Genomic DNA, 22737 nt, shown 5'->3' with positions numbered 1-22737 from the left:
ATCCAGGGCTGGGCATTTACAATTTTAGTTGTTAGGCATATAATTGTCATAACAACTAATTATACAGCCAGAGGTGACTTATGCAGCCAGAACCATTCTCTTTATCCATCGGCTTTATCATCGGTCAGACGCACCGAAAGATGGTCAATCTTCTATCCTCACGTCTCAAGGACTATGACATAACGACAGAGCAGTTCTCCGTCCTGTGCCGGCTCTATGAAACCGACGGGATCAGCCAGAAGGAAATCGCCGCCCGGACGGTCAAGGATCAGCCGACAACCGCGCGGATTCTGGATTGCCTGCTCCGCAAGGAGCTGATCCGCAAGGAGACGAGCCCGACGGACCGCCGGGCCTTTCAGGTCTATCTGACGAAGCTGGGACGCGACCGGCTGGAGGTGCTGATCCCGCTCGAGCAGGCTACGCTTCAAGATATTTTCGGGGACACGGACAGCGACGAGCTGGAGCGGTTCCGTCAGATGCATCTTAGGCTTCAGGCCCGCCTGGATCTGCTGCTGGGAGAGGGTGACCGCCCATGACCCCCTCCCCTTCTACCAAGCCGCGGTTATGGACCCGCGGCTTCATTCTGCTGACGCTGAGCAATATGCTGCTCTATCTGAACCTCCAGATGATCACCCCGGTGCTTCCCTCCTATGTCACGGAGGCATTCGGCGCCAACGAGTTCGCCGTCAGTCTTGTCATCAGTCTCTTCGCGTTGACGGCTATCGTCGCCCGGCTCTTTACCGGACGTCTGTTGAAGGCGGGACCGCGGCTGGCGATTTTGCTGGTCGGGCTCGCCTTGTATGTTCTGGCCACGACCAGCTTCTATGCCGCAGGTACGTTCCTGCTGTTTCTGGCCATCCGTCTCGTCTACGGGGTAGGCTTCGGCGTAGCCAGTACGACTTATGGGACGATGGTATCGGATATTATCCCGATGAAGCGCATCGGCGAGGGCATGGGGTACTTCGGTCTGTCATCCGGCTTCTCCATGGCCCTTGCGCCGCTGATCGGACTGTGGCTGTATGACGCTTACGGCTTCGGCACCCTCATACTTGCGGCCACCGTGCTGGGCGTGCTGATCGTACCTCTGGTTTTTGGCATCCGCACGAAGCGTTCTCCATCACACGCCGGCTCGGAGGCTATTGCGGCATCCGGGGATACAGCGGCACAGACGGAAGCATCGTCGCCTTCGCGGCGACCGGCAGCCGCCCCTTCCCAAGCGGAGGAGGCTGCTCGCAGCGGCAAGCTGCCCATCAGCCGGGACATGCTGATGCCGTTCCTGCTGAGCATGATGCTGTCGTTTACTTACGGCGGCCTCATCAGCTTCCTCGTTCTGTATGGGAAGGAAGCGAATTTGACCAACGTCGGCTGGTTTTTCCTGTTCAATGCCGCAGCTGTCGTGCTCGTTCGCCCCTTTGCAGGCCGAATGTTCGACAAGCGCGGTCACCGGGCGGTGCTGCCTCCTGCGGCCGTACTCGTCATGATCGGACTCATCAGCTTATCCTATACGCATGGACTCACCGGGCTGATTGTCTCGGCGCTCTGCTATGGCACCGGCTACGGCATGCTGCAGCCCTCGCTGCAGGCATGGATGGTCAAATCGGTCCGCCCCGAGCGGCGCGGCTCCGCCAATGCCGCCTTCTACAACTCGATCGATCTGGGCATCGCCCTGGGCTCTCTGCTGCTTGGCGGGCTTGCCGCCGGGAACGGATACGCCTGGATGTACCGGATGTCGGCGCTTACCATGCTCCTGTTCCTGCTCATCTACGGGGTTACGCTGCTGCTGGAAGCCAGATTCCGCGGGGAAGCCCTATCTGATCCAAGCTCATAAACCGAACTGCTTCAAGAGCCCGGTCCGCTAAGTGCGGCTTCCGGGCTTTTGGTCATGGAGGCGGGATTCGGCCCGGCCTCTTCCGGCTCCACCTTCTTCGCTCATTCGGTGCTGCACGTACAAGCCGGCGGCATGTTCAGACAGGCTTCCGCATAAGCATGAGGATAACCGTTATTATTTCCTGCAAGGAGGCGTATGCGCGTGACCCGAATTATAGTAATCCGACCGAGCTGGCTGAAGGCCGTCAAGGTGGGGGCTGCTGCTATCCTGCTCGCCGGAGCCGCTTATTTGTTCTGGGAGCGGGACAAGATTTGCGCGGCGGTTGCGCCGCCAGCCGTCGAACGGACCCTTCATATGGTGACCGGGGAATTCAAGTCAACCGACAAGAACGGCGGCGAAATCGAGGCCTACCGGTGGGATCCCGGAACGGTGTATGTCAAGAGAGGAGATCATGTCCGGCTTACTATCCGGGGAATTAACGGAGCCAGCCATCCGTTTGTGATCGAGGGATTGAACATCAAGGGCGAGGTAAAGAAGGGACAGGAAACGGTGGTCACCTTCCATGCGGATCAATCGGGGATCTACCGGCTTATCTGTCTGGCCCACCCGGATGCGGCCCATAACGGTCCTATGATCGGATACGTGGTCGTCGCAGACTAAACCGTCAAGCGAACCAGGAATCGGCAGGCTGGGCGGTACCCCATCTCCATCTCCCGCATAGCATAATGCAGGAAAGGAGTGGGGCAACCGCATGAATCCGGGAAATCGCATGAAGCATCAGAAGCCGCTGCCCTCGGCCCGGCAAATACGGCGCACCTGCAGCCGCGAGCTGTACCGCGCCCGCAAGAGGCTCGGCGGGTATATCACGCCCGAACAGATCCGCGAAGGCGACGAGCTTTATTTCCGCAAGGTGATGGCTAATCTCCCTTATATTGCGGAGAACGGAAGCAATCGAAAACTGCTCGCGGACTGGTTCGACGAGCAGGTGAGCGCCGATATCGCTGCCCTTTGGGGCGTCGGGCAGGCGGCGGTGGCCCTGGCGTTCAGAGAGTCGTTCGGAGGCTGATGCATAGGCATCGGCCTTTTTTTCGCTCTCGCTTGTATGCAGGGCAGGCTGCGGCTTCTAGCGGGTGGCTGCGGCCAGCGAAGCAATCCGGTCGGACTCGTATACCTCGACCGCCGATGCTGACGCCGATACCGCCTGCGCCGAGCGCAGCATCGCTTGGGCGACCGTGCGAGCGTGAATCGCCCTGAACCTGGCCAGCGGGCCGACCATCAGGGCACCCAGCGGCTTGTACAAAGCCGCCGCCGCACGTTCTCCCGGCCGCTTCTCCTGCCGGTCCCCGAGCAGCAGGGAGGGGCGCAGGATGACCAGCCGGGGCAAGGCCAGATCGATCAAGGCCTGCTCTACATCTCCCTTCACCCTGCTGTAGAAAAAACGCGACCGGGAGTCGGCCCCCATCGAGGACACAATCAGGAAGCCGGCCGCATCATCACGCTTGGCGGCACGTCCGAGGGCCAGCGGGTATTCATAATCGACGAGCCGGAACGCTTCCTGGCTCCCCGCTTTCTTGATCGTCGTGCCCAGCGTGCAGAAGACATCCGCTCCAAGCAGCAGCCCGTCCGTCTCTTCCTCCAGCCGGTCGAACGAAATACGCCGCTCGTCGAGTTTCGGGTGGGACAAGCCGAGCGGGCTGCGAACCAAAGCCGTGACCTGCTTGTAATCGGGATGCTCCAGCAGCAGATGGAGCAGTTCTCTGCCTACAAGTCCCGTCCCTCCAGCTATGACCGCCGTCTTCACGCCTGCCTGTAGTCTATCCATGTAAAATCGCTCCTTTAAGCTTGGAAATTCTAAAATGTCGCGGCAGACCCGTCTCAATGCTCGCCAGGCAGCTATTTTCCATTGTACAACAGGCGCCGTTTCTCTATACTGAATCTATTATTCACTTAACGGAAGCTCTATTCATTCTCATTCCAAGTTAGGAGAACGCATCATGGAATGGCCCGCTTTAGATATGCTTTTGTTTCTGCTGGCAGCCGGCTTTATAGCGGCTTTTATCGACTCGGTAGTCGGAGGAGGCGGGCTCGTCTCGCTGCCCGCGCTGCTGCTTGCCGGCCTGCCGCCCAGCGTCGCTCTCGGCACCAACAAGCTTGGCGGCACCTTATCGTCGCTGACGAGCGCCTTATCGTTCCTGACCTCGGGCAAGATTGATAAAAAAATAGCAGCAGCCTTATTCCCGCTGGCCTTTGTCGGCTCGGCCCTGGGTACCTATACGGTGCATCTGTTGCCGTCTTCGTTCCTTCGTCCGCTTGTCGTCTGCCTGCTGATCGTCATCCTTGTCTACACGCTGCTCAAGAAAAACTGGGACGGTACAGGACGTCTGCGGCCGTTGACGCCGGCAACCCGGACCGCACTCGGGGCGGCCGCCTTCGTCCTCGGGTTTTATGACGGGTTCTTCGGCCCCGGCACCGGGTCGTTCCTGCTGTTCGTGTTCCTGATGGTGGGATACGACTTCGTGGGCGCCTCGGCGAACGCCAAGGTATTGAACTTTGCCAGCAATATTGCGAGCCTGGCCTCGTTTTTCCTGCTGAAATCGGTACACATCGGATACGGCCTGCCTATGGGGCTGGCGATGATAGCCGGAGCGCTGGCCGGCTCCCAGCTTGCTATCCGCAAAGGCTCGACCTATGTAAAGCCGCTCTTTATCGTCGTCACGACCCTGCTGATCGGCAAGCAGCTCTGGGACTTGTTCTAATCGCAAAAGGGAGAGATCGCCTCCACCGGAATGGAGCGAGCCTCTCCCTTTTCATGTTCGACAAGCTGAATCGGTAATCCTCTTGGAAGCAAACCTCATGAGGGGTAAACCATACAGGTGGACAAGTGATCCGTCGGCGGCCATATATGCTTCATCTGATTGCTCATCCACTCTTTGGCCGGGTCGCGGACAATATGAGGATCGGCCACGGCGCGAAGATCCTCCCATACGCAATCCACTCCTTGTCCATCGGCATCGCCGGCAAACATGCTGCATCCCCGGCAGAAATCACCTTTCTGCTTCTCGTCAAGCTTGACCACTTTATTTCTCAGGCAGCAATAAATGCGGCCGTTCTCATCCTTAAGATTTCGATGTTGAACAGGTTGCATACTTATAAGCTCCTTTCACATATGCCCCATAAAAAAGCAAAGCACTAAAACGTAATACCCCATATATATGCGGACGAACCTCGAAATGTGTTTATTTTTTGCAAAGTTCGGACAGGTACCCTCCCTAGCAAGCCTGAAAGCACAAGTCGCCTGGAAGATGTCCCGGCAGAAAAGAGCCCTTTACAAATGAGCCGCTATCCGTTAAAATCATCTCATTGTCATTTACCTAACTATCGTTAGTTAGAGAAAACGCAGGAGGCCGCTTATGACGTCAACCCGCATCAAGGAAGCTGCGCTGCAGCTATTCACCCGTAACGGTTACGATGGCGTTCCGCTATCTGAAATCGCCGCGGCTGTAGGTATCAAAACGCCATCCATCTATGCACACTATAAAAGCAAGGACGACCTATTCCTTGCCGTCCTGTCGGATTGCCTGGATGAGCATAACCGCCGCATGGAGCAATTGATCGCCAGCCTGCAGGGTCGGACCGCCGCCGAGAAGCTCCGAACCATCCTGGAGGATGCGCGGCACAGCTACTTGCTCGGCGAGGAGCAGGTCACCTTTCTGAAACGGGCGATGCTGTTTCCGCCGGCCGCTCTTGAGGAGCAGCTGCGCGACCAATTTTCAGGCTCCGAGGAAGCCCTGCACGCCGAACTGGGTACCATCTTTAAGGAAGGCATGGACGCGGGAGAGATTCGCCGGCAGCCCGTGGACGAATTGATCGCTTCCTTCCTCTGCGTCATGGACGGCTTGTTCCTGCAGCAGTACTACTACCGTCAAGAAGGCTGGCACTCCAGGCTGGACGCGGTCTGGTCTATTTTTTGGAAAGGAATATGCCATCATCAGGAGTGATCGCGCATGAAGGTGAAACCTTATGAATAAACAGTGGATATTAGTGGGGATAGCGTCCCTCTTCGAAGTGGGCTGGGTGAGCGGATTGAAGCACGCGAGCAGCTTCTGGGAATGGGCGGGCACCGCCGTCGCGATAGTCATCAGCTTCTATGGATTGATCCGGGCTTCGAGCTTACTTCCCGTCGGCACGGTCTATGCGGTATTCGTGGGACTCGGCACAGCGGGAACCGTATTGTCCGAGGTGCTCTTCTTCGAAGAGCCTCTCCAGCCCATCAAGCTGGCGTTGATCGCGGTCCTGCTGGGCGGAGTGATCGGGCTGAAGCTGGTCACCCAAGATAAGCCGGATGCGAAGGAGGGCGGAATATCATGAACTGGGTTCTACTGATACTCGCCGGTTGCTTCGAAATTTTCGGCGTTGCGATGATGAACAAATTGAACAAGGACCGAAATCTGGTGTCGCTGCTCCTGCTTATCGTGGGCTTCGGGGCAAGCTTCCTGCTGCTCAGCATTGCGATGAAGACGCTGCCGATGGGCACCGCCTACGCGGTCTGGACCGGCATAGGCGCTTCAGGAGGAGCCATTCTTGGGATGGTCCTGTACGGTGAGCCGAGGGATAGGCTGCGCATTCTCTTTATTACGATGATTCTGGGCGCGGCAGTCGGCTTGAAGCTGGTGTCCTAAGGCAAAAGCCTCCCATCCACCTTAATTGTGGTCCGGGAGGCTTTTTGGTTTGCGATTAAGGCCGACAGCCCCTAGTAGAGCGATCTGAAGTAAGTAAAAATGGAGCAACATAGGAGCGGTGGTGGGGTTACGGTTAACGGACATGTTCGAGCAACTATATGCGCCTCTTTATATGATTTTTCGTACAATAATGGCTCATTTTCACCTTAGGCGGGAATGTTTGTACGATTTTTCATATAAAACGCAAGCTTCGAGCGACTATATGCGCCTCTTTATACGATTTTTCGTACAATAATGGCTCATTTCGGCCATGTCCGTTACATGTTTTATCAAACCCAAATCTGCTTCTAAGAGGACGCCATGAGGTTGTCGATTCATTGTGAGTAACTGAGTTGAAACGTTCTGCTTTCATTTACGGACCTCAGAGTCTCTATTTGCAGCATTTTCGCGATATTGAAATCTAACGGACTCAGATGACGCTATTTGGTGCATTTCCGCCCATTCTATGCGGTTTTGACGTAAGTAAGGTCGTCTGTGTCCGTTACAATTTGAACACGCCCCATTTTTGTGTAATAGCGACTGTGGTGTCCGTTAGCGATCAGCCTTTATTTAACCGCGCTGCTGTCCACAATGAATCGACAACCTCCGCCATGTCCGTCAGCCGATCCCGATAGCTCATGGCATCGACCTTGGAAAATTGAGTACGGAACAGCCGGGCGTACAGGCCATCGGCCGCCAGCAGCTCCTCATGCCGTCCGGATTCGGCCACCCGGCCATCCTCCAGCACAATAATCCGGTCAGCAGCCAAAATCGTAGATAGCCGATGAGCGATCACCAGCGTCGTCCTGCCTACCATCAGCTTGTCAAGCGCGGCCTGCACGAAGGCCTCCGACTCGGAGTCCAGATGCGACGTCGCTTCGTCGAGAATCAGAATCCGCGGATTCTTCAGAATCGCGCGGGCGATAGCCAGCCGCTGCCGCTCTCCGCCGGACAGACGATGCCCACGCTCACCTACTGTCGTATCGTAGCCCTCCGGCAACGAGATGATGACGTCATGAACGTAGGCCTGCCTGCATGCCTCCTCCAGCTCGGCCCCGGATGCCTCCGCGCGGGCGAACAGCAGATTCTCGCGAATCGTGTCGTGAAACAGGAATGATTCCTGCGTAACGAAGGCGATCTGCCGCCGCAAGCTTTCCACAGTCACTTCCCGGAGATCGACGCCATCGATCCTCACCTCGCCTTCGGTCGGATCGTAGAGCCTGGCCAGCATGCCGATCAACGTCGATTTCCCCGCTCCGCTCGGTCCGACGATCGCCACCACCTCGCCCGGATGCGCCGTGAAGGATACGTCTCTCAGCGCATATTGTCCCGGCTGATAAGCATAGCCGACCCGGCTATAGGCGACATGCCCGGACGCCGCTTCCAGCTCATGGGCGCCCGGCCGGTCCGATATTTCGGGCACCAGATCCTCGTACTCGAACAGCCGCTGAAATACGCCAAGCACGGTTCCAAGCTCTACACGCAGATTAAGCAGCGTGCCTACCGGACCGTACAGCATGCCGAGATAGGCGGCGAAGGCGACGATGCTGCCGATCGTCATCGTACCCTCGATGACCTTCCAGCCGCCGTACAGATAGATCAGAGCCGTTCCCAGCGGACCGAGCACGCCGATCACCATCCCGAACCAGCGGCCGACCAGATTCAGCCGCAGCTCCAGCTCCATGACCCGTTCGTTCATCTGGCGGAACTGCCGCTGCTGGGCAGGCTCCTGCTGGAAGATGCGGGTTAGCAGCGCGCCCGAGACTCCGAAAATTTCTCCGAGCTTCGCCGACATCTCCCCGCGCACCCGCTGCGTCTCGATGCGCAGCCGCTTGCGGACGGCCGACACGCGGCGGACCGGAAGCAGGAAGATCGGCAGGATGACCGTCGCCAGAATGGCAAGCTGCCAATCGAGCGCAAATAAGATACAGACGCTCGTAACGACGATGACCGACTGGGTAACGGTAGACACGATGAGCGTGGATACGATCGACTGGACGGCCTGCACGTCTCCGGTCAGCCGCTGAATAATTTCCCCCGACTTCGCATCCGTGAAAAATCCCATCGACTGGCGCTGCAGATTGCCGAACAGCGATTGCCGCAAGTCCCTCATCACGCCTTGGGCGACCTTGGTATTCTGATAATTTTGCCAGACGCCGATCAAGCCGCTGAGCAGCGGCAGGAGCACCATCAGACCGACCATAACCAGCAAGCTGGTCTTATTCCCCTCAGGCAAGGCATGGTCGATGATTTCCTTCATCACGAGCGGAGGCACCAAGCCGATCACGCCTCCCAGCAGCGCCAGCGCCAGTATGGCGGCCAGCGGCCAGCGGTAAGAGCGAAACAGGCCGTATACACGGGATAGCGGCACATCCTTCCAGCCGGCCTTCCCTTGCGGCTGGCGCCGATGTCCGCTTTCCCCGCCGCCAAGCTCCCTCATCATATCCCCTCCTCGATCTGAACGGATCGGGCTGCGCTGTAGTCCGGCGGAAAGATGCTGCGGATCGCGGCGGCGATCTCCTTGGCCATATTCATGACCACATAGAGCGAGGTGCTCTGCAGCAGCGCATACTTCTGCCCCTGGTTGACATTCACGATAGCAGCGATCGAATACGTTCCTACCGGCGGAAGCTGCCGGCCTACGGACTTGCCCGGCGCGAGCGGACGGTTGGACACCTGATAGTAGCCGAGCGACGAGGGCTGTCCCAGACAAGCGTCGACGGCCAGCACCACCCGGTCTGCCGGAAGGCCAGCAAGGCGCATCGGCAGATTGCTGGCATCGAGCGGATGCGCCAGCGTACCGATCACCTGCCGGTAGCCGGCCTCCTCCAGCAAAGATCCCACCAGCGGCCCTAGCGCATCGCCTGTCGACCGGTCCGTGCCAACGCAGACAAACATCAAGTCGCCTACCCGCGCACCTTGAGCGCGGATCATCCCCAGAAAGTCAGGCAGCTCCTCCGCTCTGATTTTTTTTCGAAACAACGGCTGAGCCGTCTCTTCCCACATCGCGTACCCCCCTCCCCTGCGTGGTTGTTCTCCGCGCGAAGCGGACGAGGCCGATCCGGCCTGTAACCTGTACCAGTAGCATACTGTACGTCCTTCGAATTCGGCAACCATTTGTTGAAGCGATTGCGCGCATGCTATAATGCTGACAAAACCCGGGGATACCTGGAGGTGATCACCATGAGCTTGATCGGCTTCCTGTCGCTTGGCGTACTTGGCTACTGGTTATTTATGCTGGCCGATACGCTGAGATCGCGGCGCTGGATGTTTTCACTCCCTCATGTTAAGGGTAATACACCTACATCTATACAAACAACGGTTCGCTCTCCGGCCGACCCGACCGACCGCAAGCAGGAGCTGGCCCGGAAGCAAGCCCTGTTCGAGTATCCGCTGGTGTCCGTCATCATCGCAGCCAAAGAGGAAGAGTCGACTATCGCGGATACGGTCAAGCATCTGCTGGGCCAGACGTATCCGCGCATTGAGATCATCGTCGTCAATGACCGCTCCCAGGACGGCACCGGGCTTAAGCTGGACGAGCTTAAGAGCTGGTCGGAGAGCCGGGACGGCATCACCGTCCCCCTTCGGATTATTCATATCACCAGTCTGCCGCCGGGGTGGATCGGCAAAAATCATGCGCTCTACCAGGGCTACGTCCAGGCAAGAGGCAAATATCTGCTGTTCACCGATGCGGATGTCCTCTTCTCGCCAGATACGGTGTCCGATGCCGTCGCCTACATGCAGCAGGAGCGCGCCGACCATCTGACGCTGGCGCCCAGGATGCGGACGAAGGGCTTTTGGCTGACGGCCTTTGTCCGATACTTCTTCTTCACCTTATGCCTGTATATCCGTCCCTGGCGCTCGAATGACGACCTTCAGCACCAACACGGGATGGGCGTCGGCGCGTTCAATATGCTGACCAGACGAGCCTACGAGGCGATTGGAACCCATCGCGACTTCGCGATGAGACCCGATGACGATCTCGAGCTAGGGCGGCGGGTCAAGCGCCGGCGGCTGCGTCAGCGGCTGGCTTCCGGGACGGAACACATCGAGGTTGAATGGTATACAAGTCTGGGAGAGGCGATCCGCGGCCTGGAGAAAAACCTGTTCTCCGGCTTCGGCTACCGGCTGTGGCTGGCGGTGCTGGGCATAGCCGGTCAGCTGCTGCTCTTCCTGCTTCCCTTGTTCGCCTGGCTCTGGGCTCCCGGCTGGACGGCCTGGTGCTTCGGAGCCTCCGGTCTGCTGATGATCGCCGTCTATATCCGGCTGATCCGTTCCATCACTGGGGAGGGCGGACGCGAGCTCGTAGCCCTGCCCGCTACGATCCTGCTGCTTGTCTATGTCGTAGGGCGTTCGGTATGGCTAACGATAAGCCAGGGAGGGATTTACTGGCGGGGAACCTTTTACTCGCTGAAGGAGCTTCGCGCGATGCGGGATGTGGATTAATCAGTCTTCGGTTGTGGCGTCAAGCCGGGAGATTCTGTCTTCACGAAAGCTTAACACGCTGCGTCTCCGGCTTGCGATACAATAGAATCAAAAAACTTCCAGGCAAAGGAGAGAGCTGTGATGACTTTTTCCGAAAAAGCAATCAAGTACACCGTGGTCAGCGCCATGCTTACGTTCGCGCTCCTTACGCTTCACCAGCTGACTTAAGCAGTCTGACGAGCAGAAGGCCGCTTCCTTCTTATCGATCCTGCTTGTTCATCGTCAGGCCGCTGTCGCCATGCCATCGGCAAAAAGGCGCGTTCCCGAGAGGACGCGCCTTTTTGCCGATTAACGTACTTGCTTCGGTTGCTGCGTATTCGAAGCCGTAACGTCCAGGCTTTGCTGGGCCTGCTCCAGCTGATCCTGAACCTGAACGAGCTGCTGCCCGTAGTGCTCGTGATCCTGGGCGAGCATCTGGCTCTCCGCCTTGCCCAGCGCATGCTGGGCCGCTTCGAGCTCGGCGAGCGCCGCGGCCAGCTTATGAGGGTTCGACTCCAGCTGGGCGTGGCGGACAGCCATCTCGGCATCCTTGGCAATCTGAATCGCTTTCTCGGCATTGTCGATCACATGCCGCTGCGGCATCTGATGCTGCTTGACATCGGTCATGGGGCACCTTCCTCTCAAGAACGTCTAGGAATTCGCGAACACGAACTTAAGATGTGCGAATTCCAGCCTTTTCATTCCTGAGCGGGTATGCCCGCTCCTCTGCCTCTGCTCCTCGTTCTGGCCTGCTAAGCCGGGTCGGACTTTGCCATCCGTTCCCGGTATTCCGTCGGCGTTAGGCCGGTATACTTTTTGAACGTACGGAGAAAGCTTCTCGTATTCGCATAACCGACCGCTTCGGAAACATCATTGACCTTAATGGACTTGTCTTTCAACAGCTCCTTGGCCGCCTCGATGCGGATCTCGATCATATAGTCGATAAAGTTGCTCTCCGTATGGTCCTTGAACAGTCTGCTAATATAAGGCGGGGTAAGCTGGAACATCTCGGCCAGCCGGTCCAGGGACAAGTCATGCTCGTGATAATGCTCCCGGATGTAGCCGAGCATCCGCTCGATCGTCTCGTTCTTCCCCCGCTGGCTGCGCTTCTCTTCGATCTGGAGCGCCAGACCCTCCAGGATATCGCCAACAAGCCGCTCCGCTTCCTGCCAGTTCTCGCATTTCCCGATCCGCTCGTAGATGCCGCCCAGCGGCCCCATCGACAGCTCCGGCTCGATCCCGATGGCATTGACGGTTTGCAGCGACTTCATCATCAGATCATAGCATAGCTGCTTGATCAGCTCGGGAGAGAGGTTGCTTTCCACAGCCTCATAGAACGTACCTGACAAATACGCGTGCATCTTGACGCGATCCGTCTGCCGCAGCGCCTCCATCACCGAGTCGGTCATCCGGTTCAGCCTGTAGTAGTCCTGCCGGTCCGGCGGTTGAAGGTCGTCTACCGAGATCACCGAATGCTTGCCGAAAATCATCTTATAATGGAGAGCCTTCTGCGATTCGTCGAACGAGCCGGGTATATCCTTCATCTCCATCCGGCATTTGCCGACGCCGACCGTGACCTCCAGGCCGAATTGCTTCTTCATGTTATCCAGGATCAGCTCGAGGATGACCAGGGTTCTCAGATGATTTTGCTCGGCGTCGCCTTCCGCGAAGCTTAGCAGCACGGCCGCCCGTCCGCCGCCCAGGTCGATAGCGGCCCCCGCATGCTCGGAGCGGATCAGCTCCTCCGCGACGTTGCAGAACACGTAGGTGTACAGCGTTTCGTCCCGCGGCGAGAGCTGCTCCCCCTCCTTGCTGATCTCGGCCGTACAGACGAGGAAGCGCTCCGGATACATGTGAATGCCTAGAAATTCCAGGTGATGCTTCACCGCGTGGAAATCGGAGCGGCTCCCGTTCAAGACGTCCGTCATAATCTTCCACTTCAGCATCGGCTTCGAGTCTCGGACATGCTTCTCCAGATGCTCGCGGTCGGTCACCATCTCATCGAAGATATGCTCCAGGTTAGCTAGGTCCAGGCGTTCGGCCCCTTTCCCTCTCCCCTTGTTCACACCCGACAGCTTCCCGGCCAAACGATCCAGCGGCTTGAAGGTCCAGCGGTTCACATAGAACAAAACGGCGAGCGCCAGGACGAACATGAGGGAAGCAAACAGCAGAAGCAGATTGCGTGTCACCTTGATCGGCTCCAGAACCTTGGACTCCGGAAGCATGCTGACGAACTTCCAGCCCGTGTACCCGCTCGTCCGGTAAAAGACCGACTGCTGAACGCCGTCCAGCTTCACATTGAAGGCACCGCTGTCGGGACTCGCCAAGACCCTCTGGATGTACGGTAGCGATTGCATATTGCGGTAAAGCTGGGTTTTGTCGTTATGAGTCACCACATTGCCTTTCGCATCCAGAATGAAAAAGTGACCGGAGTGGTCATTCTCGTAAATCGCCTGAATCATCTGGAATAGCTGGGCTTCCTTGATATTGATGGCCATGAGCCCCTTGCGAAGGCCCGGACCGCTAAGGGCGGGAAAGCTGCGGACCAAGGTGATCACATCCTGGGTTTCCTTGCCGTCCCATACCTTCTGGGTTGGCAGCCACTTGTAGTACTCCGGCATATTCAAGTACTGGGCCAGCCAGTTGAACTCGGTCGAAGCCTGGTACAGGAAGGTTTCCTCCGTCATTAAGTTCTCGCTGACATGGGAATAGGCAAAGACGGAGGAATAGTTCGCATTATTAGATATAAACTCCCTTAAACGAGTCGTTAACGCATAATAAATGCTGTATCTATGTCCCTCATCGCTGTAGCTGTTATTCATAAAGTAAACGAATTCCAGCTCCTCCGCCATCGACAGCAGATCCTTCTCCGTCTGGCGGAAGGCCGCCTCGATCTTGGAATCCACCTGCTTCAATACGGCGAGATTCGCATTCTGAAGGTCTTTCTGCAAGGTTCCGACCGTGCCGATATACGATAGCAAGAAGGTCATGGCGATCATGAATAGAAATACGATGCCATAGATCATCATGGCTTTGGCCGAAATACTGTTTCTCATGCAGTTCCCCCGTTCGGTCGCGTTTGTTTGAACCCTATTATACTCTCATCACGACCGTTCTGGAGAAAATTTCAACTCTCTATTATTGGATGGAATCTACCTGCACACGTCCATGCGAGTAAATAAACACGGGTGCGCCAGATAGCGGCACGCTGACCATCCCCGAAACGGCGGTGATATATTTGTAGCTTCCGTCAATCCCGACAACTTCCACGCCAGGGTCCGTCGTCGCGATTTTGGCCGTTTTGGCCGTTCCTCCTGTCGCATCCCATAAGGACGTGATGTACCTGTTCTTATTCTCATCCCAGAATCGGTAACCGTAGTAAGGGTTCGCCACGTTCGCCACCGTTCCTAAATACTGCGAATCTTTAAGGACCCTAATCAGCGTATAGTAGCCGTAATAGCTCTCCTTCGGCTTGCCGTACCAGTCGATCAGTCCCAGGTTATGCTCCAGATTGTTCGTTTCCATGCCGTCGTCGGCAAAGTCGTACCAGTGCATCGTCCGAATCCCGCTTGCGATGGCATGCATATAGGCTCTGGCCAAATAATTCCGCTGGGTCGCCCGATCCACCGCTTTCAGGTAGCTGCCCCCCGTATAGGTGCTCCAGCCCAGCTCCGTAAGGACGATCGGTTTATCCCCATCCCCGTAGCTGGCCATGGTGTCCTTCAGATCCTGTAAAGTCTCCAGCAATTTTTCCGGGGCCCCCTGAGTAAGCCCGGGCACCACCGGATACTCATACTTCACATAGGGATGAACATCCATCACGTCAAAGTAGGTTTTCACCAGCGCGCCGTTCTGACCGTCGGACTTGTAGAACTCATCCAGCCAATTCAAGCCTTTGCCCGGTACCAGTCTGTCGACGCCCGCAAGCGCAGGCTCTACCAGCAGACTCTGGCTGCTGGCCGCCTTCAGGCTGGCATGATTGGCCTTAAGCACATTCGCCACATCAGCCGGCTTCCGGCCCGCCAGATCAGGCTCGTTGTACGTCGAGAATGTATAGGCGCCCCCCTCGTTGTCAGCCTGCACGTAGCCCGGTCCATGGTAGAAGTAATGGAAGTTCAGCCCGCTCTTGCCGTACAGCGTCTTCATCGCGCCGCTGTGATCCCACCATCTGTTCTTGTTGATGCCCCCGAGATCTCTCAGCAGCCGCAGCTTAGTCATCAGGAACACATCTTCTTGCTCGCCATGGTGGACATAGTTGCCTCCGCCATACGGAGCGTCATTGATGGCGAATATATCCCCGACCTTCTCCCCGCCGAGAACAGAAGGCGTCGTCAGCTTCAGCGCATCGACGTCCTTTCTTTCGCCGCCGATGGAGTGGAAGGGGGTCACCGCGACATAATAGGTCGTCTCCGGCTTTAGAGCGAAGTACGATACAAACTTGCCGATCTGCTCGACCGACCGCGCTTCCGCCGTGAACTTAGGCGTCAAGCCTGCCGTGCTGGCGAAGGGAGCCGTCTCGATATACACGCCGTATTTGTTAACCTGATTAACTACGCTGTTGTAGCTGGACCAGTCGAGATTCAGCATGCTGTAGTTTTGAAGCTCGGCGGTAAATTCGATCTTGTCCGGAGCTGCCTTCTTCGGCAGCGAAGAGTCGTACAGCCTCCAGCCCCAGATCGCGATCTCGCCGATTCTCATCATCTGCGAATCATTGGCGTTATGCATGATAATTTTCACGTACTTCGCATGCTTGCCCGGGACGCCGTAGCTGGGCGAATTCGCGATTGCATTCAACGAACGGCTGTTGGCATTGGGCGTATACCCGAGCGATGAATAGTGGACGCCGTCGGTGCTGACCTGCACCTCGTACCCATCCACCTGCAAGGGACCGCTTGTGGCTAGCCCCGTCCACACGTCGATTTTGCCGATCTGGTACACATCGTTCAGATTGAACACGGCCGCCGCGTAGTTGCCTTTCCTGCCCCAGACCGAAGTCATAATATAATCCGCATTGGTTTGCGTCGTGGAGCCGTCGATCAGGTCGGGCACGCCTCCGGCTCCGTCATTTTTGGCGTCGTTATCGGTCTTGATAATATCGCTGTCCGTAGCGAATGGATAGTCGGTCAGCCATTCGTAGGTGGCGCCGGTCGCAAGCTTGGGAGTGGACGTATTGTATTCCCCGGTCGGCCTCAGCTCATTGTTGCTCAGGATGGCCATCGGCTCCACGGCTTCTCCCAGTACGGCTACCTCCCCCAGTCTCATAACGGGCTTGGCTGAGTCCTTATGCATCACAACCTTGATGTGCCGCGCATAGACGGCCGGCTTGACCTCAAGCGTCACGGGCGCAAAGCCGGAGCCTGGAGTATGGGAGTTTTCCTGCACGCCGACCCGGTTATAGGTCAACCCGTCGAAGCTGGCATACACGTCGAATTTACTCATATGACTGCTCGTACTCGTGTCCGCCCAGACCTTCACCGAGGATACCTTGTAGACGGACTTCAAGTCGTACAGAAGCGTTCCATAGACGGCTGTGCCCGGCGCGCTTCCCGTCGTGCTGCTCGCGTCTTCATCCGGTCCGTTGATGCCGTCCGTCATATCCGGAGCGCCTGCGTCATCCGATCCGATCAGCGCCGGGTCCGTCGCATGGATGCCTTCCGTCTGCCACGTATAGGAGGCCCCGGTGGCCAGTGCCGCCGTACCCGCAGGGAAAAGCTCCCCTCCGATGACATTTCCGCTGAGCACCTTCTCTCCTTCTGCCGCCAGCACGGACGGGATTGCCGCAGGGGCTATCGACATTGAGCCGAGCATCACGGCAACTGCGCCTATAAGCGCACAACTTTTCTTAGTCAAACTCATGGCGGGGCTCCTTTCCTGATGTTGAAATAAAGGGCCGGCGATCCTGCTCTTGCGGCGGGCTGCCGGCCCGGCCTTGGCTTACATGGATAACAATCCGAACATGATCTTGGCAGCTTGAGCGCGAGTGGCGTTCATGTCGGGCGCGAATCGATTCTCTTCGAGCCCGTCAAGGATGCCGGCCGCCTGCATCGCCCCGACGGCTTCCCGCGCGTAGGCTGCGATGCTTGGCTGATCGGCGAAGCTAACCGGCTGTACCGATGGACGCAATTCCTTCTGGACCAGCGCCATCACTCGATGTGCCATCACCGCCATATCCTGTCTGGTGATCTCGCGGTCGACGCCGAAGGATCCGTCCTCGTACCCTTGCACGATCCCCAGCTTCTGGGCGGTGGCTACGGCGCGGAAGTACCAATCGTCTTCCAACACGTCGCTAAAGTTCGCCGTCGCTTGCGGATCGGCTAGATCGAAGGCGTTCATCAGCATCTGGATATATTGCGCTCGGGTTACCCGTTCATTAGGCGCGAACCTGTCGCCGCCCATACCGCCGACGATCTCCCGGGCCGCCAACGCTTCAATGCTGCTTCTCGCCCATTCCGCCTCCTGTACATCACCGAAGGTGACCGGCACATGCAGCGCCGTATACAGACTGAGATGATCGGTAGTGAAGGTGACTTTGCCCGTAGCGGCGTTATATCTTCCGTTCTTCACCACTTCCAGCGTCCTGCCATCCCGAACATGGTAGACAATTACCTGCTCGGCCTTTTCGCCAGGGGCAAGCTTGTAGCTCATGGAGATCCGTACGGCGTCTCTGCCGAAGAACTGCTTGATGTTAACTCCATCGAGCTTGATGGTGAACTCATAAACCGGCTTGCTTCCTACCCGGCTAGCCGCTGTGCCCGCAAGTTTGCCTGCTGCGATCTCCGCCACCGATATCTCCAAGTGAGCCGAATCGGCTGTAAGATGGTCTTTCAGCGCTTCCGGGGTCAGAGCAACGGTAGCCAGGCTGGTAAGGACTTTCAGCCTTTCGATATTCGCAGCTCCAGCCGCATCAAGTACCGCTGCAGGGAGCTTTAACAGGATACGCGAGGCTCCCGGCACTTCCGGAATCTCAATCACAAGGGTGCGCCCCGAAGAGGCAGCTGCGCCCGGGATCGCTTTGTCTAAGGAATCCATCGATACTTCTGCCGAAGCAATGCCCTCTTTGTCCGCTTCAGGAGCAGGAATCCGGATGACTCCGTTCAGAATGGACGGCTGCTCGACAGCAGGAGCCGGGACGCCGCCTCCGCCGCTTCCCCCGGACGAAGGAGTATCGTCTTCCGTAGAAGGCGTTCTCACCGTAACTGTGCTGCTCGCCGCATAGCCGCCGTCGTCCGTCTTCACCGTAATGGTTGCCGTACCTGCCGATAGGCCGGTAATAACGGCCTGCAGACTGTACACCTCTTGCGTGACGCTGACGACCTTCGGATGGCTGCTGGTGAAGCTCACCTTCTTGTTAGCGGCATCTTCAGGCAGCACCTTGGCGTTCAGCTTGAGCGACTGTCCTATGCTGAGGTCTGCCTTCTCGCGGTCCAGCACAACGCCTGTTACCTTCACCTCGTCCGGCGAAGGCGCCTTGACCGTCACCGTACTGATCGCGGTATAGCCGCCGTCATAGGTCGTAGCGGTAATCGTCGCCGTACCTGCCGACACGCCGGTAATCGTCGCTTTCAGGCTGTAGACCGCTTGCGTAACGCTTGCGACCGCAGGGTCGCTGGAAGTAAAGCTCACCCTCTTGTCGGTGGCATCGCGCGGAAGCAGCGTTGCGTTCAGGGCAGTCGTCTCCCCTACAAGCAGCGATGCCGCTGTACGATCCAGCTCAATGCCGGCGACCCTCACTTCCGGGGCATGGATCTGAGCCAGAATCAAATCTTCAAACAGCTGCGTGTTTTTACTGGAGCCAATCCCGCTCATATATTCCAGCCATCCGCGGCGGGAAGCCCCGTCATTTTCATTGATCAGCATCGAGAAGCCGAGGATATCTCCTTCTGCCGGAACGCTTCCCTCCGCCAGGATCTCGGACCAGGGAATCGCAAGCTCATACGTCGTGACGGCGTCGCTTCGCTTCACAGCCGCCAACACATCGGACATCTCCCCGACGGGCTTGCCGTTCGACGCCAGCCATCTCCAGACCATAGGTCCTTGTTCCCCGAGCGCTATGCCGAACTCATTGTTCTTGGCGCTGCCCTGTCCGTCGGCCCTTCCGGTGTCGATGGCGAACTGGACGCTGTCGCCCTGCCACATATCGCCGCCTATCCCTTGCTGCACATGGATATCGTCTTGAACCTCCATGCCGAAGTAGAGATAGCTGCGGTCCCACTTCAGGAAGCCTTTGCCGCTTAGATCGGATTCGCCCCCCCAGTTGGCAATATTCTTGTTCTGATCGGGACGGTTGATGACGATCGGCATGCCTGCATGCCAGCTTTCCTCGGATAGAACGCCGTCGATGACCGGCGAGGTCTGGTCGTTCACGGCGGCCAGGAAGTTAAACGGCCTATCCACCAGCTTCGTAAAGCCCGTATCAAGCTTGGCGGCCAGCTTCAGCCTCGCTCTCGCTTGCTCCGGAAGCGTGGTGATCGGGATCGTCAGCTTCTTGACTTCTCCCGGCAGGAGCCCCTCGAAGGCTATCGGCCCCACTTGCGCCAAGGCCAGGTACGCCGCCTCCGTGACGGTTATCGAACCGCTTAGCGTCTTATCCGCAGTGGCATTTTCCACGTAGATCGCCGCATTCCATTGATCCCACTTGCCGGGGGCTGCTACCTCGGGAGCCACGCGAACCTTGATCGTCTCGAGCACATTCGCTTTTATGTTCATCGAGGCGATAATCGAATTGCCCGAGATTATCTGGAGCGTAAGCTCCTGAGTCTTCTCCTCCGCATCCAGCGGGATCGGAATTTCGATCGGGATAGAGCCGGTTCCGGCAGTGAAGTTGACTTCGCTGCTCAGCTTCCATTCCGGTGTCGGGCCGATCAGCTCCACCCTGCCGCTGCGCTCGATCCCCATGCCGAAGCGCTTGATTTCCGTCCGGAGCACATCTCCGCGTCTGACTTCGGCCGTGCTGTCCTTCACCATGAAGGAATCATCGATAGACGTAACCTCCAGGGCTGAGCTGGAGTAAATAAACACAGGAGCGCCGTGGATCGTCAAGCTCGCGCTTCCGTCGCCGACCGGCAGGTACGCGTAGCTTCCGTCGATGCCAACAACGGTAAGACCGGCATCCTTTGTTTGGAAGGTTGCTGTTTTGGTCGACTCATCGGCCGCCCAGAGCGCTGTGATGTATTGGTTCTTTCCCTCGTGCCAGTATTCATATCCATAATAGGGGTGCTCCACGTTAGCCTTTACCCCGACATATTGGGCATCCTTCAGCACCTTCGCCAGCGTATAGTAAGCATAGTAGCTCGGCTTCGGCACGCCGTACCAATCGATAAGTCCGAGATTATGCTCCAGATTAGCCCCGTCGGTCCCATCATCCTGGAAATCGTACCAGTGCATTCTCTTGATGTCGCCGGCTATCGCATGCATGTACGATCTTGCCAGATAATTACGCTGAGTGATTCGGTCCACCGGACGCAGATAGCCGTTGCCGGTATAGGTGCTCCAGCCCAGCTCCGTGAAAATAACGGGCTTAGCCTGATCGCCAAACTTGGCCTTAAGCGCCTCGATTTCCTTGATCTTGCCAAGCAGCATCTCCGGCGCGCCCGGAATAAGCTCAGGCAGGCTGCCTTCATGGTTCTTCACATAAGGGTGAACATCCAGCACGTCAAAATAGGTTTTGACCAGCGCCCCATTTTGCCCGTCCGATTTGTAGAAATTCTCGAGCCAGGTCATGCTTGCCGGCTCCGTTCCGCCGAGTGCAGGCTCAATCAAAAGATTGCGGCTGTCAACCGCCTTCAGGCTCGCATGATTCGCCTTGATGGTCGAAGCTAGCGCTGCGGGATTCGTCCCCTTCAGGTCGGGCTCGTTGACTGTCGAGAAGGTCCAGGTGCCCAGTTTATTTTCAAGAGGCACATCTTGCGGCCCATGGTAGAACGTATGAAATCCGACTCCGTATTTATTGGAAAAGGGCTTGACCCAGGAATCGTGTACCCACCACCGGTTAAAGTTGATCCCCTCGATCCCTCTCATCAGAATCAGCTTGCGGATGATGTTCTCATCCTCTTTCGCGCCATGGTGCACATAGTTGCCCCCGCCGTAAGGAGTATCGTTAATGGCGAAAATATCTCCGATTTTGCCCCCGCCAAAAACGCCCGGCGTCGTAATTTTCACGGTGCTGACATCCTTGCGTTCTCCTGCGGAGGTGCTTGTCGGAGTGACCGCTATGTAGTAAGTCGTATCCGGTTCCAGGGCAGAGATGAGCAGAAACTTCCCTTTTTGCTCCGCCGATCCGTTCTCGGCCGTCACATGGGCGGTTAGTCCGCTCGTCGTCGTGAAGTCGTTTTTCTGGATGTAAACGCTGTATTTATTGACTTTGTTGACGACGGAATTATAGGCGGACCAGTCCAGATATACGGTATTGTAATTTTTCACAGAGGTCGTGAATTCGACCCGGTCGGGCACCTCCTTCTTGGCAAGCGAGGCATCGTACAGCTTCCAGCCCCAGATCGCGATCTCCCCCGCAATCAGCCGATCGGAGTCGCTCGCATTATGCATGACGATGCGGACATACTTGGCATGCTTGCCAGGTACGCCGTAGGAAGGGGTATTGACCATCGCATTGGCATAACGGCTGTTCGGATTGGCCGTATATCCGCTTGAGAAGTAGTTTACGTTATCGACGCTTAGCAAAACTTCATAACCGTCCATAAAATGGCTGCCCGCCGCTTTGGACCATACGTCGATTTGCCCGATCTGGTACACGTCGCCCAGGGTAAAGGTTACCGTGCCATACCGGCCTTGGGAGCCAGCAGCCATACTGGCTGTCGTATCGGCCGTCTCCTCCGTGCTTGAGCCGTCGATCAAGTCAGGCAAGCCGCCGGAGCTGCCGTCATTTTTGGCGCCGGCTTCATTGTCCGTCGCGATCAATCCCGCTTGGGTGACGAAGGGCTGCTCGGTTTCCCACTTATAGCTTGCCTTCGTGTCTACCGTAGGCGTTCCCGGGGGATAGGCGCCTCCGGCTTTCACTTGATTATTGCTCAAGAGAGCTGGGGCTTCCGCTGCCTGTCCCCATATAGCTACCTCGGCGATGCCAAGCTTGAGCTTATCCGGATTTTTGTGAAGGATGATCTTCACATATCTGGCGTGCGTGGCCGGCTTGATAGGGCTTGTTACGACAGCAATGCCCGCCTCATCCCCATATGCGCTTTCGGTCAGCGCAATCCGGTTGTAGCTGGTGCCGTCGATGCTGGCATAGATCTCGACCTGCTTCAAGCCGCTGGCCGCCGCATACTCGGCCCAGGTCTGGACGGACGAGATCCGGTAGACCGCCTTCAAGTCATAGACCAGCGTTCCGTAAGCGGCGCCCGCTTGATTGACACTCGAACTGACAGCGCTTACAGAACCGTCAATCAGGAGAGATGCACCTTTAGGATCGGTTGCGGTAATCCCCGCATCGGTCGAGTAGACTCCTTCTTGCTGCCACGTATATTGGGCTCCGGTAGGAATCGCCGGAGTAGATGTCGGAAACAATTGCCCCAGCGTATTGCCGCTTAGCAGCTGCGGAGAGTCCGGTTCGGCTGCATGCGCCGGGCTGACGCCTGTCGTTCCCATGCTTAAGGCTTGAACGATCAGCAGCATGGCCATGATAGCGGCGCTTAGCTTCTTCAAAGGTTTCATCATAGAGCTCCCTTCCACATTACGTTTCGTCTGACTGCATATACGGGTGGATCGCTTGACTCA

Annotated in this window: 17 protein-coding genes; 9 read left to right on the top strand and 8 right to left on the bottom strand. The window is 57.2% G+C overall.

Features of this window, described 5'->3' with window-relative positions:
- The first annotated feature begins 80 nt into the window (after positions 1 to 80).
- The 4 genes from GSF01_RS14400 to GSF01_RS14385 all read left to right on the top strand — a co-directional run bounded on the left by GSF01_RS14400 (position 81) and on the right by GSF01_RS14385 (position 2894).
- A complete protein-coding gene (locus GSF01_RS14400) occupies positions 81 to 536 on the top strand; it encodes a MarR family winged helix-turn-helix transcriptional regulator (protein WP_159885144.1) in 456 nt (151 codons plus the stop codon).
- A complete protein-coding gene (locus GSF01_RS14395) occupies positions 533 to 1828 on the top strand; it encodes an MFS transporter (protein WP_159885142.1) in 1296 nt (431 codons plus the stop codon). Before GSF01_RS14400 ends, GSF01_RS14395 begins: the two co-directional genes overlap by 4 nt.
- A gap of 210 nt (positions 1829 to 2038) precedes the next feature.
- Positions 2039 to 2488 carry a cupredoxin domain-containing protein gene (locus GSF01_RS14390; RefSeq protein WP_235941516.1) on the top strand — a complete coding sequence of 150 codons (450 nt, stop codon included), beginning with the start codon at positions 2039 to 2041 and terminating at the stop codon, positions 2486 to 2488.
- 91 nt (positions 2489 to 2579) lie between these two features.
- Positions 2580 to 2894 (top strand): dehydrogenase, encoded by a 315-nt coding sequence (locus tag GSF01_RS14385; RefSeq protein WP_159885138.1) that lies wholly within the window; start codon positions 2580 to 2582, stop codon positions 2892 to 2894.
- Between the two features lie 57 nt (positions 2895 to 2951).
- On the opposite strand, the gene GSF01_RS14380 is transcribed toward GSF01_RS14385, so the two are convergent.
- A complete protein-coding gene (locus GSF01_RS14380; RefSeq protein WP_159885136.1) occupies positions 2952 to 3650 on the bottom strand; it encodes an NAD(P)H-binding protein in 699 nt (232 codons plus the stop codon).
- A 172-nt stretch (positions 3651 to 3822) separates the two neighbouring features.
- On the opposite strand from GSF01_RS14380, the gene GSF01_RS14375 reads away from it, so the two are divergent.
- A complete protein-coding gene (locus GSF01_RS14375) occupies positions 3823 to 4584 on the top strand; it encodes a sulfite exporter TauE/SafE family protein (protein WP_159885134.1) in 762 nt (253 codons plus the stop codon).
- Positions 4585 to 4679: 95 nt separating this feature from the next.
- Here GSF01_RS14375 and GSF01_RS14370 read toward each other — a convergent pair whose 3' ends face one another.
- On the bottom strand, positions 4680 to 4973 hold the full coding sequence (locus GSF01_RS14370; RefSeq protein WP_159885132.1) for a hypothetical protein: 294 nt from the start codon (positions 4971 to 4973) through the stop codon (positions 4680 to 4682).
- A 265-nt stretch (positions 4974 to 5238) separates the two neighbouring features.
- On the opposite strand from GSF01_RS14370, the gene GSF01_RS14365 reads away from it, so the two are divergent.
- The 3 genes from GSF01_RS14365 to GSF01_RS14355 are packed head-to-tail and all read left to right on the top strand — an operon-like array spanning position 5239 to position 6507.
- Positions 5239 to 5826, top strand: a complete 588-nt coding sequence (locus GSF01_RS14365) for a TetR/AcrR family transcriptional regulator (protein WP_159885130.1) — start codon at positions 5239 to 5241, stop codon at positions 5824 to 5826.
- Between the two features lie 22 nt (positions 5827 to 5848).
- Positions 5849 to 6196, top strand: a complete 348-nt coding sequence (locus tag GSF01_RS14360; protein ID WP_159885128.1) for a DMT family transporter — start codon at positions 5849 to 5851, stop codon at positions 6194 to 6196.
- Positions 6193 to 6507, top strand: a complete 315-nt coding sequence (locus tag GSF01_RS14355) for a DMT family transporter (RefSeq protein WP_159885126.1) — start codon at positions 6193 to 6195, stop codon at positions 6505 to 6507. Before GSF01_RS14360 ends, GSF01_RS14355 begins: the two co-directional genes overlap by 4 nt.
- 598 nt (positions 6508 to 7105) lie before the next feature.
- Here the strand turns inward: GSF01_RS14355 and GSF01_RS14350 are convergent.
- Positions 7106 to 8989, bottom strand: a complete 1884-nt coding sequence (locus GSF01_RS14350) for an ABC transporter ATP-binding protein (protein WP_235941502.1) — start codon at positions 8987 to 8989, stop codon at positions 7106 to 7108.
- The gene (gene yyaC, locus GSF01_RS14345; RefSeq protein ID WP_159885124.1) at positions 8986 to 9552 is read right to left on the bottom strand and encodes a spore protease YyaC; all 567 of its coding nucleotides are present in this window, start codon (positions 9550 to 9552) and stop codon (positions 8986 to 8988) included. Before yyaC ends, GSF01_RS14350 begins: the two co-directional genes overlap by 4 nt.
- A 177-nt stretch (positions 9553 to 9729) precedes the next feature.
- Here yyaC and GSF01_RS14340 point away from each other — a divergent pair, with 177 nt between their 5' ends.
- Positions 9730 to 10992 (top strand): glycosyltransferase family 2 protein, encoded by a 1263-nt coding sequence (locus GSF01_RS14340; RefSeq protein ID WP_159885122.1) that lies wholly within the window; start codon positions 9730 to 9732, stop codon positions 10990 to 10992.
- Between the two features lie 327 nt (positions 10993 to 11319).
- On the opposite strand, the gene GSF01_RS14335 is transcribed toward GSF01_RS14340, so the two are convergent.
- The 4 genes from GSF01_RS14335 to GSF01_RS14320 form a co-directional block, all read right to left on the bottom strand.
- On the bottom strand, positions 11320 to 11637 hold the full coding sequence (locus GSF01_RS14335; protein WP_159885120.1) for a hypothetical protein: 318 nt from the start codon (positions 11635 to 11637) through the stop codon (positions 11320 to 11322).
- Between the two features lie 125 nt (positions 11638 to 11762).
- Positions 11763 to 14066, bottom strand: coding sequence for a helix-turn-helix domain-containing protein (locus GSF01_RS14330; protein ID WP_159885118.1), 2304 nt, complete (start codon positions 14064 to 14066; stop codon positions 11763 to 11765).
- Positions 14067 to 14148: 82 nt separating this feature from the next.
- Positions 14149 to 16866 carry a hypothetical protein gene (locus GSF01_RS14325; RefSeq protein WP_159885116.1) on the bottom strand — a complete coding sequence of 906 codons (2718 nt, stop codon included), beginning with the start codon at positions 16864 to 16866 and terminating at the stop codon, positions 14149 to 14151.
- 78 nt (positions 16867 to 16944) lie between these two features.
- Positions 16945 to 22677, bottom strand: a complete 5733-nt coding sequence (locus GSF01_RS14320) for an S-layer homology domain-containing protein (RefSeq protein WP_159885114.1) — start codon at positions 22675 to 22677, stop codon at positions 16945 to 16947.
- Positions 22678 to 22737: the final 60 nt, after the last annotated feature.

Source organism: Paenibacillus puerhi (assembly GCF_009846885.1).
In the GTDB taxonomy this organism is placed as follows: Bacteria; Bacillota; Bacilli; order Paenibacillales; family NBRC-103111; genus Paenibacillus_G; species Paenibacillus_G puerhi.
Note: the sequence above shows the minus strand (reverse complement) of the source record. Positions and strands in the feature narration are given on the sequence as shown.

What these genes read in the sequence shown, in the direction of transcription:
- GSF01_RS14400 (WP_159885144.1), top strand. Translation starts at nt 81, where the DNA reads ATGCAGCCAGAACCATTCTCTTTATCCATCGGCTTTATCATCGGTCAG.
- GSF01_RS14395 (WP_159885142.1), top strand. Translation starts at nt 533, where the DNA reads ATGACCCCCTCCCCTTCTACCAAGCCGCGGTTATGGACCCGCGGCTTC.
- GSF01_RS14385 (WP_159885138.1), top strand. Translation starts at nt 2,580, where the DNA reads ATGAATCCGGGAAATCGCATGAAGCATCAGAAGCCGCTGCCCTCGGCC.
- GSF01_RS14380 (WP_159885136.1), bottom strand. Translation starts at nt 3,650, where the DNA reads ATGGATAGACTACAGGCAGGCGTGAAGACGGCGGTCATAGCTGGAGGG.
- GSF01_RS14375 (WP_159885134.1), top strand. Translation starts at nt 3,823, where the DNA reads ATGGAATGGCCCGCTTTAGATATGCTTTTGTTTCTGCTGGCAGCCGGC.
- GSF01_RS14370 (WP_159885132.1), bottom strand. Translation starts at nt 4,973, where the DNA reads ATGCAACCTGTTCAACATCGAAATCTTAAGGATGAGAACGGCCGCATT.
- GSF01_RS14365 (WP_159885130.1), top strand. Translation starts at nt 5,239, where the DNA reads ATGACGTCAACCCGCATCAAGGAAGCTGCGCTGCAGCTATTCACCCGT.
- GSF01_RS14360 (WP_159885128.1), top strand. Translation starts at nt 5,849, where the DNA reads ATGAATAAACAGTGGATATTAGTGGGGATAGCGTCCCTCTTCGAAGTG.
- GSF01_RS14355 (WP_159885126.1), top strand. Translation starts at nt 6,193, where the DNA reads ATGAACTGGGTTCTACTGATACTCGCCGGTTGCTTCGAAATTTTCGGC.
- GSF01_RS14350 (WP_235941502.1), bottom strand. Translation starts at nt 8,989, where the DNA reads ATGATGAGGGAGCTTGGCGGCGGGGAAAGCGGACATCGGCGCCAGCCG.
- yyaC (WP_159885124.1), bottom strand. Translation starts at nt 9,552, where the DNA reads ATGTGGGAAGAGACGGCTCAGCCGTTGTTTCGAAAAAAAATCAGAGCG.
- GSF01_RS14340 (WP_159885122.1), top strand. Translation starts at nt 9,730, where the DNA reads ATGAGCTTGATCGGCTTCCTGTCGCTTGGCGTACTTGGCTACTGGTTA.
- GSF01_RS14335 (WP_159885120.1), bottom strand. Translation starts at nt 11,637, where the DNA reads ATGACCGATGTCAAGCAGCATCAGATGCCGCAGCGGCATGTGATCGAC.
- GSF01_RS14330 (WP_159885118.1), bottom strand. Translation starts at nt 14,066, where the DNA reads ATGAGAAACAGTATTTCGGCCAAAGCCATGATGATCTATGGCATCGTA.
- GSF01_RS14325 (WP_159885116.1), bottom strand. Translation starts at nt 16,866, where the DNA reads ATGAGTTTGACTAAGAAAAGTTGTGCGCTTATAGGCGCAGTTGCCGTG.
- GSF01_RS14320 (WP_159885114.1), bottom strand. Translation starts at nt 22,677, where the DNA reads ATGATGAAACCTTTGAAGAAGCTAAGCGCCGCTATCATGGCCATGCTG.